The sequence below is a fragment of the Mycoplasma feriruminatoris genome (genome assembly GCF_000327395.2).
Lineage (GTDB): Bacteria > Bacillota_I > Bacilli_A > Mycoplasmatales > Mycoplasmataceae > Mycoplasma > Mycoplasma feriruminatoris.
In genome coordinates this window covers 655,272-669,640 of the sequence record NZ_CP091032.1, presented here as the reverse complement: position 1 = coordinate 669,640, position 14,369 = coordinate 655,272, and the positions used below count along the sequence as shown (strand labels likewise).

At 22.8% G+C, this 14,369-nt stretch carries 11 protein-coding genes and 1 pseudogene; 10 read left to right on the top strand and 2 right to left on the bottom strand.

The genetic code is table 4. The features are described 5' to 3' along the window. Nucleotides 1-72: 72 nt before the first annotated feature. From D500_RS02925 to D500_RS02900, 6 genes are all read left to right on the top strand, one after another. The gene (locus D500_RS02925) at nt 73-354 is read left to right on the top strand and encodes a hypothetical protein (protein ID WP_008364507.1); all 282 of its coding nucleotides are present in this window, start codon (nt 73-75) and stop codon (nt 352-354) included. A 26-nt stretch (nt 355-380) separates the two neighbouring features. Further along, nucleotides 381-2,351, top strand: coding sequence for a transketolase (gene tkt, locus D500_RS02920; RefSeq protein ID WP_008364508.1), 1,971 nt, complete (start codon nt 381-383; stop codon nt 2,349-2,351). A gap of 15 nt (nt 2,352-2,366) precedes the next feature. Beyond that, the gene (locus tag D500_RS02915; protein WP_008364509.1) at nt 2,367-2,612 is read left to right on the top strand and encodes a YneF family protein; all 246 of its coding nucleotides are present in this window, start codon (nt 2,367-2,369) and stop codon (nt 2,610-2,612) included. Nucleotides 2,613-2,674: 62 nt separating this feature from the next. Continuing rightward, complete coding sequence (locus tag D500_RS02910) at nt 2,675-4,213, top strand: SNF2-related protein (RefSeq protein ID WP_008364510.1); 1,539 nt, start codon at nt 2,675-2,677, stop codon at nt 4,211-4,213. An 86-nt stretch (nt 4,214-4,299) separates the two neighbouring features. Then, nucleotides 4,300-7,137, top strand: a complete 2,838-nt coding sequence (locus tag D500_RS02905) for an MAG6410 family transglutaminase-related lipoprotein (protein ID WP_008364511.1) — start codon at nt 4,300-4,302, stop codon at nt 7,135-7,137. 8 nt (nt 7,138-7,145) lie between these two features. Further along, nucleotides 7,146-7,943, top strand: a complete 798-nt coding sequence (locus tag D500_RS02900) for an alpha/beta fold hydrolase (protein ID WP_008364512.1) — start codon at nt 7,146-7,148, stop codon at nt 7,941-7,943. A gap of 55 nt (nt 7,944-7,998) precedes the next feature. On the opposite strand, the pseudogene D500_RS02895 reads toward D500_RS02900, so the two are convergent. Both D500_RS02895 and D500_RS02890 read right to left on the bottom strand, forming a co-directional pair. Then, nucleotides 7,999-9,406, bottom strand: a pseudogene (locus tag D500_RS02895) (IS3 family transposase). Between the two features lie 435 nt (nt 9,407-9,841). Next, nucleotides 9,842-10,366, bottom strand: coding sequence for a BspA family leucine-rich repeat surface protein (locus tag D500_RS02890; protein WP_008363780.1), 525 nt, complete (start codon nt 10,364-10,366; stop codon nt 9,842-9,844). A 246-nt stretch (nt 10,367-10,612) separates the two neighbouring features. Between D500_RS02890 and D500_RS02885 the strand changes: the two genes are divergently transcribed. The 4 genes from D500_RS02885 to scpB are packed head-to-tail and all read left to right on the top strand — an operon-like array spanning nt 10,613 to nt 14,354. Then, nucleotides 10,613-12,109, top strand: coding sequence for an MFS cation transporter (locus tag D500_RS02885; RefSeq protein WP_008363782.1), 1,497 nt, complete (start codon nt 10,613-10,615; stop codon nt 12,107-12,109). An 18-nt stretch (nt 12,110-12,127) separates the two neighbouring features. Continuing rightward, nucleotides 12,128-12,889 (top strand): hypothetical protein, encoded by a 762-nt coding sequence (locus D500_RS02880; RefSeq protein ID WP_008363784.1) that lies wholly within the window; start codon nt 12,128-12,130, stop codon nt 12,887-12,889. A gap of 9 nt (nt 12,890-12,898) precedes the next feature. Continuing rightward, a complete protein-coding gene (locus D500_RS02875; protein ID WP_008363786.1) occupies nt 12,899-13,735 on the top strand; it encodes a segregation/condensation protein A in 837 nt (278 codons plus the stop codon). Beyond that, nucleotides 13,719-14,354, top strand: a complete 636-nt coding sequence (scpB, locus tag D500_RS02870) for an SMC-Scp complex subunit ScpB (RefSeq protein ID WP_008363788.1) — start codon at nt 13,719-13,721, stop codon at nt 14,352-14,354. The genes D500_RS02875 and scpB overlap by 17 nt, the downstream gene beginning before the upstream one ends. Nucleotides 14,355-14,369: the final 15 nt, after the last annotated feature.

The window sequence follows — 14,369 nt, the reverse complement described above, 5'->3', positions numbered from 1 at the left end:
TTATTAGATTTGCTAATTAGTAATCTATAAAACTAGGTTTATAATAGTATAAAATAATATATAGGAGAAAAAATGTCAAACAATATTAATGATCTATCTTTTGAAGAACTTGTTAAAAAGATTAAACAATATGCAAATTTAAAAGAAAAAAATTTAATTACTGAAGAAGAAAATAAAGAATACGAAATATTAAAAGAAAAATATCTAGAAATAGTTTTAAGTAATAATGAAGAAGAAAACTTGGATGGTGAAGATATTTTAGTAGATGATGATGAAGAATGAGAAAGTGAAAAAGAATTAAAAGAGTTAATAAAAAAATATGAGCTTGATAAAAGACTTTGAAAGAAAAAATAAATTTCTATTAGATTTTAAGGAGCAAAATGAAAAATAAAAAAAATGATAATTTAAATGCATTACGTATGTTAGGTGTAAGTGCAATTAATAAAGCAAAATCTGGTCATCCTGGAATTGTTTTAGGAGCTGCTGGAATAGTTTATGTTTTATTTAATAAAATTATGAATTTTAATCCTAAAAACCCAGAATGATTTAATAGAGATAGATTTATATTATCTGCAGGTCATGGTAGTGCTTTATTATATTCAGCTTTACATTTATCTGGATATGATTTATCTATTGATGATTTAAAACAATTTAGACAATGAGAAAGTAAAACTCCAGGTCATCCTGAAAAAACTTTAACTAGTGGAGTTGAAGTAACAACAGGACCACTAGGTCAAGGTGTTGGAATGGGAGTTGGAATGGCAGTTGCTGAAGCTCATTTAGCAAGTGTTTATAATAAAGATGATTTTGATTTAATTAATCACTATACTTATGTTTTATGTGGTGATGGTGATTTACAAGAAGGAATTAGTCAAGAAGCTATTTCATTTGCTGGAAAACACAAATTAAATAAACTAATCTTAATTCATGATTCAAATGATGTGCAATTAGATTCCAATGTAATTGATGTACAAATTGAAGATATGCATAAACGTTTTAAAGCATGTAATTGAAATACTATTAAAGTTAGTGATGGAGAAAATTTATCTTCTATTTATAATGCTATTAAAAAAGCTCAACTTTCAGATAAACCTACATATATTGAAGTTAAAACAATAATTGGATTAGGATCAACAAAACAAGGAACAAAAGATGTTCACGGTGCTCCTTTAAATGATGATATTAGTAAAGTTAAACAATACTTTGAATGAGAATATGATGATTTTATAATTCCAAATTCAGTTTATAAACATTGATCAATTAATGTTAAAAAAGGTCAATTAGAAGAAGAAAAATGAAATCAATTAAAAGCTAATTATAGTTTAAAATATCCTGAATTAAGTACTTATTTAGATAATGCAATTAATAAAAAGATTACTTTTGATTTTAATAGTTTATTAGAAAACATACCAGTTAATGATGAAGCAACAAGACTAAGTTCAGGAAAGATTTTTGAACAAATTGCTTTAAAAGAAAAAATGTTAATTGGTGGTAGTGCTGATTTATCAAGTTCAACAAGAATTAAAGGTGCTGATAATCAATTTACTAGTTTAAATAAAACTGGTAGAAATATTATGTATGGAGTTAGAGAATTTGGAATGGGTGCAATTAATAATGGGATTGCTGCTCATAAAGGTTTAATTCCAGTTGCTAGTGGATTTTTTGTTTTTGCAGATTATTTAAAACCTGCAATGAGATTAGCTTCAATTATGCAACTTCAACAATTATATGTTTTTACTCATGATTCAATTGCAGTTGGTGAAGATGGACCAACTCATCAACCAATAGAACAACTTTCAATGTTAAGAACTATTCCAAATCATGTTGTATTAAGACCAGCTGATTTTAGTGAAACTATTGCTTGTTATAAAATAGCTTTAACTAAGTTAAATAAAACTCCAACTTCAATTATTTTAACTAGACAAAATGTTAAACAATTAGCTCATAAAGATGTATTTAGTGATGTTGAACATGGAGCTTATATTATAAGTGATCAAACTGATGCAATGATTACCTTAATAGCTAGTGGTAGTGAAGTTGGATTAGCAATTGATGTTCAAAATGAATTATTAAATCATAATATTAAATCAAAAGTAGTTTCAATGGTATCAACTAATTTATTTGATAAACAATCAAAAGAATATCAAGATCAAATTATAGATAAATCAACAAAAAGAATTGCTATTGAAATGGGAGCAACTGCAATTTGGTATAAATATGTTGGTGATAATGGATTAGTATTTGGAATTGATCGTTTTGGTGAATCAGCTCCAGCTAATAGTGTTATTAAAGAATTTGGATTTACAAAAGAAAATATTACAAAAAAAATATTAGAATATTTAAATAAATAGAAAAGAGAAATTTTAATGTTATTAACAACAACTTTTTCATCAGGAGCATTAGCTGGAATGCTAATTGGAGTAATTATTGGAGCTATTGTTATAGGTTTAATTTTAGGATTTGTAATTACTAGACATATGGTAAAAAAACAACTAAAAGAAAACCCACCAATTACTGAAAAACAAATTAGAGCTATGTATATGAGTATGGGAAGAAAACCATCTGAAGCTGATATTAAAAAAACTATGAATGCTATTAAAAGAGCAAAATAATACAAGTACTTTTTTAGTACTTGTTTTTTATTTTCAAAATTATAATATAAGGTTAAAGATATATGAAAATTTTTAATCAATTATTTGACTGACAAAAAGAACTAGTTATTAATAATAAAAATAGAAATCAACTTGGGCTGTTTTTAGATATGGGTAGTGGAAAAACAATTTTAAGTTTAGCTTTTTGTGAAATTAATCAAGTTGATGCAATTATTGTTATTGCAAGTAGAAGTAAAACTTTAGAAACAACAAAACAAAATGCTAGTTTTATAAATTATTTACAAAATTTCTTAAACTTTAAAACCTATTTAAAAACAGATCTAAAAACTACTAGTTTTAATAAAAACCAAAAAGAAGCTATTATTATTAACTATCATTCTTTTTTACTAAACATTAATAAAGAAAACTTTTTTAATTATTTAACAGAGTTTATAAAAGTACATCAAAACCAAAAAATAGCAATTATTATTGATGAAAGTCAAACTATTAAAAACTCAAGAGCTTTAATTTCAATAAATATTAAAAAGTTTGTTGATTTAGTTAAAAAACAAGCTTTAAAAACATATTTATATTTATTAAGTGGAACTCCTCAAACAACAGGAGCTATTGATATGTTTAATCAATTAAAGTTCTTAGGTTTAAATATGAGTAAGTATAATTTTGAAAATGAGTTTTGTATTATAACTAAATTTAATAATGCTTATAGAAAAGTTTATAAAATTAGTGGTTATAAAAACATTAAAAAACTAGAACAATTAATTAATAAGTTTGCTTTAACTACTAAAAATATTCCACCAATTTATTTACCAAAACAACAATATATTGGAACTAAACTACCAATTAGTATTGAATTTGAAATTTTTACAAATAAAAAAGTTAGTGAGTATGATTTGTACATGTTTTGTAATAAAAACAATATTAAATCTAATTACAAACCAAATTCATTACATTTTATTAATAATCCATATTATAAAAATTTAAGTTATCCTGATGATAAATGAAAAGTTAGTGATGATGGTTCATTTTGATTAAGAACTAGACAGATTTCAATTGGTTTTCAAGGAAATAGTAAAGATTATCATTGATTTGATTATTCTAGATTAAATAAATTAGAACAACTTTTAACTAATAAAATTGATAACTATATTATTTTTTATAACTATGATCCTGAGTTTGATGAAATTTATAAAATATGTAAAAAACTAGATTATAAAATTGATATTTGAAATGGTAATAAAAAAGATATTACTAATTATTTAGAATATTTGAATTTAGATGAAACTAAAAAAACTACTAGTAAAAAACGTGTGATTATTTCTAATTATTTTTCAGGAGCAACTGGAAATAATTGACAAGAATATGAAAAAACAATTTTGTTTTCACTAGCAGTTTATGGTTATCATGAACAAGCTTTAAAAAGAAATCATCGAATTGGAGCAAAAAACACAATTACTTATTATTTATTTTTACAAAATAATTATTTAGATAATTCAATGTGAGAATCTATTAAAAAACGTCAAAATTATAATAAACAAATCTTTAAAAAAGATACTAAAGAATTTGATAAATTAAAATATAAAAATATGCATTTTGATTTTTAACTTTTTTATGATATATAATATATTTGCGGTATTTTGTTTATTTGATAAATTTAATACAAATAATTAATAGAAAATAGTAATAAATAATGAGAAAAACTAAATTAATATCTATTCTAACTTTTTTAACTACCCTAACAACAAGTGCTGTTGTTGTTTCTTGTTCAACTGATGATAAAACAACTATTTTACACAAACAAACAGATATTAATAAATTAGATTTAAATACTAATTTATATGATATTAAAGATACTAATCCTTCAACTATTATTAAAACTTTTTTAGAATTAAATGATCAAAAATTAGTTAATTTACATGAAGATCAATTAGAAGTAAAAATGATTAATAATTCTAATGCAGTTATTAATGTTAAAGACTCAAATGAGTTTATTGGAAATACTAATATTAAATTTGAACTTAAAGATAATCAAACTAACTCAAGTTCTATAAACTGATCTACTTTAACTCCAACAATTAGTGTTAGTGAAAAAACTAGTTTAACTCCAATAAATAATACTAGTGAAAAAACTACTTTAATTCCAACAACTAGTGTTAGTGAAAAAACTAGTTTAACTCCAATAAATAATATTAATGAAAGAACTAGTTCAACTCCTACAACTAGCAATAATGAAAGAACTATTAAACCTGCTGTAAAACCGATTAATACAACAGAGACTAAAAAAGCTAAATCAAATGAATCTGAACTAATTCCTGCTTTTAATTTAAAACCAGCAAAAGTAAATAGACCTTCTGAACCATCAAAACCAAGAAGAAGACGTGAAGTAAGAGAAGAAAAACTAGTTAATGTAGCAGAAATAACTACTGCTACTAATAGTGTTCCATGGACTCCGCTAACTCCAGCTACTCATACAACTCCTTTAACTCCACTATCTCCAGCAACAACTGTTAGTCCATCAATAGCTCCAATAAGTCCAGTAGTACAACCTGCTAAAGAACATATTGAAGAACCTATAGTAGACCTAGCTATAAAAAGTGATGAAACTTTTGAAACTATTGATATAAAATCAGATTCAAATATTGATGATTTATATATCAATCAAACACTTAAAGCATTTAATAAAATTAATTTATCAGAACAAAAAGCTAAAGAATTAATGTTAAGAAATGATGTTGCTGCTAACTTCTATTCTCATCCTAGATTTGAACTAAACAAAAAAGAAATTGTTTTAGATAAACACCAAAATAAAAGAGTTGAATTAAAACTGTTTGATAAAAATACTCAAAAAGAAATTAATAATAGTGAAGTTAAGTGATACCAAAGAACTAGATATCCAGAAGATAAAGTATTTGGAGTAAATGAAAACGATAATGGAACTACTTTTAATCTTTTAGATAATGGTGTTTTAGAGTGAAAAGATACTAAAGAATCTGATGGAAGAACTCCTGATGAAAAGTCAGCTGTTATATGAGCAAGTTATAAAGGTTATTTATATTCAACTACTGTTAGAGTATTTTCAGAACATGTTAGTGATATGGTAAATAATGAAGAATTAGCAAAACAAGCAGCTAAAGATTTAGTTAAAGAAAAAGGATGAAATAATTTACCTCCTTTAGAAAGACTTATAAAAGCCTATGAGTGAATGACAAAAGAAGTTAAATATGATCACGATTTAACAAGTGGACCTATTTTAAAAAATCAAAATGCTTATTCAGCTCTAGTTTTAAGATATACAGTATGTACTGGTTATGCTAAAGGGTTTAAATTAATACTTGATGAACTAGGAATCCCATGTAGATTTATGGAAGGAAGCAGCGATAGAGAATCAACTATTTCAAAACATGCTTGAAACTTAGTTCAAATAGATAATGAATGATATCACGTTGATACAACTTCAGATAGAACAAAAGATCAAACTAACTTTAACTTCTTCTTAAACACAAATGATGATTTTGTTAAAAAGGATACTTTTGATCGTGAATTTAAAAATAAAGGAACTCGTTTAAGAAACTTTAAATTTAAAAATTTCGTTGTAACTGAAGAAGATGCATTAGCTTTAATTGATAATAATTGAAATCCTGATACTAAACAAATTGGAAAATTAGATGTAATAACTAATGAACATAATTTCAATACAGTTTATAAAGCTTTTGAAAAAAGAAAATTAGATTCATATATCAAAACTTCAAGATTTACTTTAGTAATTGGACCAAACAAGCAAGCTACTTATACTTTTAATCCTCAAACTCAAGAAAATGTAACTAATGTTCAAGTAACTAAAGTAGAACAATATCAAGATAAGCATGCTATTAAAATTGAATTAAGTCAAAAAGTAGATGATCTAAAAAAAGGTAACTTTAATATTAAAAATGCTCTTATTAAAGAGGTAAAACAAGAAAATAATTCTTATATTTTAACTTTAGATCATTTTAGTTCATATAATGAAGTTAAAGTTGAATTAGAATCAATTAAAAGAAAAGATTATAAATTTACATTAACAAGTGATAATACAGTTAAATTTAACATTCAAAGACAAACTCAACCTAATGCTATTATTCAAGTTTTAAGTGATGATTCTATTAAAATTACTAATAATTTAAGCCATCTGGAATACAATTTTAACAACGCTAGTTGAGCTGATGTTCCTGCTAATTCTATAATACCTAAATCAACTATTGGAAAATTATATTTAAGATATAAAGGATCAGATAGTAAACTAAGTTCTGATATTCAAACTATTAGTATATCTAGAAGTCAAATACCAACAAATCATAATATTAAATCAATTAATAAAACTTTAGTTGGTGTAAATTACACAATGCAATATAGATTAAAAGATAGTAATACTAATTGAACTAATATAACTGCAAATAAAGTTAAGAATTTAGGTTCAGGAACTTATCAAGTTAGAATTAAACCATCTAAACATTCATTAGCTTCTGAAATAGTAGAAATAAGTGTTAACTAATAAGTATTATGTCAATTATTTATGATTATGAGTTTGTTTTTAAAAATAATAACAATGACAAAGAAAATATAATTTTTTGTCACGGTTTTAATTCAAAACTAACTGCTTTATCTGCGTTTAGTAATTATTGAACAAAATCAAATTACTATGCGTTACAATTTCCAGGTTCTAATTTAATAAAACCTATTAAAAACCATCAAGTTAGTGTTGAACAATTTGCTGATTTATTAATTGAATTTATTAATAAAAATAATTTAAAAAATGTGATTTTAATTGGTAAATCACTTGGAGCTGGTGTAGTTAGTTTAGCTTATTTAAAAAACCCTTTGTTATTTAAAAAACTAATTTTAATTACTCCTATTAATCAAACTCAATTAGATTTAGAATTTTGGAAAAATGATTATGTGTTTATTAATTCATTTGATGATTATTTAACTAAATTTGTTCCATATATTTACTATAATTATGATCATTTATTAACAAATCAAAATTGAATAAATAATGCTAGATTAAAATTTAATTTAAATTATTATACTAATCAATATATAGTTAATTTAGCAAAAAGTTTAACTGATAGTAACTTACATAATAAAATAACAAAAGCATATCAATCAATTAATATTCCAACTTTAGTAGTTTTAGCTAAAAATGATCGAATTATAGATTGTAATACTTCTTTAGAATTTTTTAATAAAACTATTAAAAATGTAAAAATAAAAGTTATTAATAATGCTTCTCATATGGTTTATAAAGATCAATCTGAACAACTAAATCAAATAATTGATAATTTTATAACAAATAATTAGAGACAATAAAACAAAGAAAAACTTGAATTAATCCCCCCGCTACCTTAAACACGGACTAAAAATTTTCAATATTATAACAGGATTGTTTTCTGAATTGTACAGGAGACAATCCTTTTAATTTTTCTTTTATTCTTATATTGTTGAACCAATAAATATATTTATGTATTGCTTTAGTTAAATCTTCTATTGAATTGTATTTCTCACCATAATAAATTTCTTGTTTTAATAAACCAAAAAAATTTTCTATAATAGCATTATCTAAGCAATTACCTTTTCTAGACATACTTTGTATTATGTTATTTTCTTCTAGCGTACTTACTCAACTCATGTGCTGATAATGAAATCCTTGGTCAGAATGAATTACTAAACCATTTGTATTTTTAACCTTCTTAAGCGCTTTTTTTAGCATTGAATTAGTTAGGTTTAAGTTAGGTCTAGATTGAATTGAATATGAAATAATTTCACTGTTATAAAGATCAATAATTGGTGACAGATATAGTTTTTGACCATTAACTTTAAACTCTGTTACATCAGTACATCAAACTCTGTTTGCTTCTGTTGAAGAAAAATTTCTTTTAAAACATTGTCTGCGATTTTCCCAACAGTTCCTTTATAAGAACTATATCTTCTGTTCTTTGTTCTAAATTTGACACACTGAATACCAAGTTCTTTAGTTAGCCTTAAAATTTTTTTGTGATTCACAATATATCCCATTGATTTTAAGGTCATTTTTAGCCGTCTATAGCCATATCTTTCAAATGATTTGTTGAATATATCAACAATTATATTTTTTAATTCCATATCCTTATCTATTGAATTTTCTAATTTCTTTTTCATTCATAAAAGAGGATTTAGGTAATTTTGCTATTTTTAAAAGAATAGAAACTTTAGCTTTTTTGTGAGTTTTTAGCATTTCTAAAATTACTTTTGTTTTTTCCTTGTTGATTCTTCTTCTGTCAACAAGGTGTTTAACTTTTTTCAGAATTCAACCTCTAATTTGTAGTATTCAACTTCTTCTTCTAATTGTTCTATTCTATCTTCATTATTAGTTGTTATTTTTGTTTTCTTTTTTTAACTGGTTTTTTCTTAGAGTTTTTCATAATTTTTTTAGGTCTTCCTATATTATTATTTAACCCTAAAATTCCATTTTCTTTATACTTTTTAACTCAACCAGCTATAGTTGATGAATGTATAATATTAAATTTTTTTGCAACTTCCCTGTATGATTCTTTAGTTTTAAGTTTATATAATACTATTTCTTGTTTTGCTTCCAAACTATAATGAGGTTTTGTTTTCTTGTGGGTAAGCGCTTCTATTCCAAACATTTCATATTTGTAAATTCAACCCTTTAAAGTATTAGCCGAGACATTATGCCTGTCTGCCAAATAGGTGCTATTTTTAACATTAAGTCTTTTAGCTTCTTTGACAATTTTTAATTTTTTTTCTAAGCTTCATTTAGCCATATAAAAACCCCACTTCCTGGATTTTTAGTCCGGAATATGGGGTTCGGGGGATAATATTCAAGTTTTTTTAATTTATTTTAATTGATAAATTTGTTGTAAAAAATTTTAATAGTTTATTGTAAATGCTGGTATTTATAAACACATATTGTGTAAGTGTTGGTAAAAGTGTTGGTATAATGATAATTTTTATTTATAAATAGAAAGGTTCATAACATTTGAAATACCAGTTGAATCATCACACATTAAAACAAAGTTATATTTGATGATAATAGGAGAAATTATAGGTGTTAGTGATGTAAAAACAAAATAAATAAGCTATCTATTTTTATTAAAGACAAAATAAATCCTGTTCCAAATTTTAGTATAGAAACAAAAACTAATAAATCATAAAATTTAATATTAAAAAAGGATTGTTAAACTATAAAACAATCCTTTTTATTTATTAAACTTAGGTTTAAATTCTTCTTTTCAATCAAAACTTCCATTTCCAATGTTTTGATATTCTTTTTTAACTTTACTTACATTTCAATTTGAAATGTCTTGATTAAAACTATTAGCACAATAAAACATATCATTTATATATTCAACATTACTTGTATTTCAACTAGAAATATTTTGATTAAACTTATAAGCTCAACAAAACATATAACTCATATCAGTTACATTTTCTACATTTCACATACTAATGTCCTGATTAAAATTATTAGCTTCATAAAACATAGAATACATATTAGTAATATTTGATGTATCTCAATACTCAATTCCTTCAATCTTTTCATTTTGATTATAAATAAAAGCATTTTCTAAACTAGTAATTTTGTTAGGTAAAATCTTTGGTACTTTTTTAATAGTATGAGGTAAAGGAATGATTGATATTTGATTATCATATCATTCATATCCAATTTCTAAACATTCAGTTAAATCATCATTATATATAGGTTCTTTTATAATTTGATTCATTTTAATCTCTTTTCTTAATTACTTTAAAACATTACTATATTGCTATTATTTTAATTTTAACATTTTACAAATTTATGATTTTAAACTCTTTAATTTAAACTAAACTACAATTATTTAAATTTGACTTTAATTTATTATCTATAGATAATAAAACTTAGTTTATTATGATAAAACATAGTTTTATAGATAATTTTAAATTTTATGCATATGCTTTTATTTATAATATAAATAGTAATTAGAGAAGTGGTGAATAATTTGATTAAATGAGATCTATATATAATAAATCCTTTATTAATAATCATTTGATTAATTGTTGCTATTTATTTATTTTATAAAAATAGTATTTCAAAACAAAAAGGATTATTTTATCTTGAAATTAGTAGTTTTTGAATTGTAGTTAATTTTTTAATTCAAATAATTACAAATAGTATTGATTCACCAACATTAAAAACAATCCCAAACTCAATTCTTACAGTTTTACTTTTTTTAAGTAGTTATTTTTTATATACAACTATTTTAAATCCTTTAGCTTTATGACTAACTTTAAAACTACAAAGTAGAAGAATTTGAATTTGAATTAGTTTATTTAGTTTGTTTATTAGTATTATGATTGCTTATTTAAGTTATATAAATATAACAAGTATTATTTTTATATCTTTATTTTTAGCAGTTGGAATTTCATGTCAAATCATTTACTTTTTATTTTTTAATGAACAGTTTAATGAAAGATTATTTCCAGTTTTTAGTAGTATAAAAGCTGGGTTTGTTGTAAGTTTTGCAAGTTTTATAAGCTATGAACTTTATAGTTTATTAAATTTAAATCTAGTCAATAATAATAGTTTTACAAATTGAGTTGTTTTTGTTTTAAGTTTAATTTGTTTAGTTATTTGTTTAGTAGTTTCTATATTTGTAAAAGAAAGAAAAATTAAAGTAATTAAATATAAAGAAGATATTGTTGAACAATTGCAAAGATATGATTATAAAGTTTTAATTGGTTTAATTGTTATGAGTTTTTTAATTACAAGTGTAAATGTAATTATTAGATCAGATATTTTTGAACTATTTTTAGTAAGTAAATTAAAACAACAATTATATCAAACTACAAATATTTGAAATTACTTACAGTCTTTTAGAATTAGTTTTTTATTAGGACAAATGTTATTAGGTTATTTATTTTATAAACTAATTATTAAATCAATTGGAATTATAAAATCAGTTTCTATTCTTACAAGTTTAACTATGTTTGGAGTAATTTTAATTACTTTTATACATAATATTTATTTATTAACTATAATGATGTGATTATTTGGTTTATTTTTCTTTGTGATGTTTTATTTATGATTTGGAATTGGGTTAATGTGAGACTATAGATCTACAAAAACACCAGTTCTATCTACTTTTTTAACAGTTGTATTTTTAACTTTATCAATTTGATATCTAGTAATTAGTATTTGTAAAGTTAATAATATTGGAGTGTTTAGTATTTTTAAATCAGTATTACAAGTAATTAATAATACTGATTTAAATAAAAACAACTTATTTTTAAAAAAAATTACTGATGTTTATTATATTTGTTGTATATTAATTTTTACTTTATTAGGAATTTATCTAACAACATTTATATGAACAGCAAATTATATTCTTGCTGAATATTTAGATCTAAAAGAAATTAAAATAAAAATGACCAGTTTAGCTAAAAAAGATATCCAACAAAAAATGATTACTAGATTAATTAGAGAATAATCAATAGAAAAGAACATTATGACTGAATATGAATTAATTACTACTAAATTAAATGAACTAATTAAAATGAGTAGAAATAAAGATCTTAGTCAAGATCAACTATTTGATATTTGTATATATTTAACAAATGTAATTGATGATTTGTTATTAAAAAAGAACTTAAAAAATCACATAGTTAATCAAAATGATCAATTTAACTACTTAATATATTTATTAAAAACTTTATTATCTATTTTATTTACAAGAAAAGCTTTTTTTAATTTTGATATATTTAATAAGTTAAATCCAGTTTTATTATTTTATATAAAACAAAGTTTAGATAATTTCTTTTATGATGATATTAAACAAAATTACTTATTAGAAAATGCTGAACTTCATAGTTTAACTATTATGTTTTTATATATGTTTAGTATTTTTAATAAACTAATTAAAATTACTAATAATTTAAATGAAAAATATAAATTAAAACCAAATCAAGAGTATTATAAAGACTTCAATTTTGTTAATGATTTTACTAACTTAAGTTATGCTTTTTATAAAACTAGAGGTACTCAAAGTAGAAGTGAACAGTTTTTTAGTACTTTAAAACACTCTTGGTTGTTTAATTATTTATCAAGAGTAAAAACTAATTTAGATAATTCAGATTATTTAGTAAATTTAGTATTTGAACTAGAGTCATTATTTATAATTATTTGTAGGATTTTTATTCAAATTACTTTAGATTTTAAGACAAATGATGAGATTAATAAATTACTTGAAATCAATTCAACTAATTTATAGAAAGACAAAATGAAACACTGACAAGAATTAACCATTGACCAATTTTCAGGACCAATTGAGTTATTGTGATTAATGATTAAAGAAAAGAAACTAGATATTATTGAACTAAGTTTATTAGAAATTGTTGATCAATATCTAGCATACATTAAACAAAACCAACAATTAGATATAGAAATTGCTAGTGAGTATTTAATTATAGCTTCACAATTAATTGAATTAAAATCTAGATATTTATTATTTAAAGATGAACAAACTAATCAAGAAGAAGTAGTAGATTATGATGATTTAGTTTATCAAATTAGTCAATATAATCAAATTAAAGAAATATCAGATAGACTTTTTAACTCTCAAGAACTTTACTTACAAACTTTTTCAAAAAAAAGATCAAAACAAAACTTTAAAAAAGATTTAGTTTTTGAAAATCCTGATCCTTTAATTGATTTAAATGATTTAGATTTAGATAAACTAACAGAAATTTTTTATAACGTAATTACTAATTCAAATGCTTTTAAATATCAAGCTGATTTTGATTTAGAAACTGAAATTTATCAAACTTTAACTACACCTAGTCTAACAGTTCACGAAGTGATTTTAGATATAGTTAATAAAATAACTTCACAAAAACTAAAAGAGTGAAGATTAGAAGAATTACTAGAAATTTTAGAATTTAACTTAAAGAACTTTATTATTATCTTTTTAGCAGTTCTAGATCTAGTAAGATATCAAATTTTAGTAATTGATACTCGTGATGATCATATTTTTATATCTTTAAGAAAAGAAGTAATTGAAAATGAAAATTTAATTACTCAACAACTAGAGGTGATTGCAAATGAATCAACAATATAGTGCTATTATTGAAGGGTTATTGTTTATATATGGTGATGATGGTGTTTCATTATTAGATATTCAAACAGTTTTAGATAACTTAAAACCAACTGAAATAAAAGAAATCATTATTGAATTAAATAAAAAATATTTAGCAGATGAATCTTGTGCTTTTTGTATTCAAACTTATAAAAAAAATAACTTTAGATTACAAACAAAACCAGAGTTACATGAATATTTTGCTAAATTAGAAGAATATAATGAAAACAAAAAACTATCTCATTCTACTATTGAAGTACTTTCTATTATTGCTTATAAACAACCAATTACAAAACAAAGTATTGATGAAATAAGAAACGTTGATTCTACTTATCAACTTTATAAACTAAGAGAAAAAAAACTAATTAGAGTTGTTGGAAAAGATGTTGAAAATAATAGAAGTAATTTGTATGGAATTACTGATAACTTTTTTAAAGTGTTTAACATTAAAGGTGGACTTGAAGAACTACCAGTAATTAGTGAACAAGACATTCAATTAGCAATCCAAAATAACGCTGAACAAAAACAAGAACAAGAACAACAATCAACTGATCTATATGGTAATGTTGATGATTTTAATTTAGATAGTGAAAATAACTAGTTTATTAGTTTTATT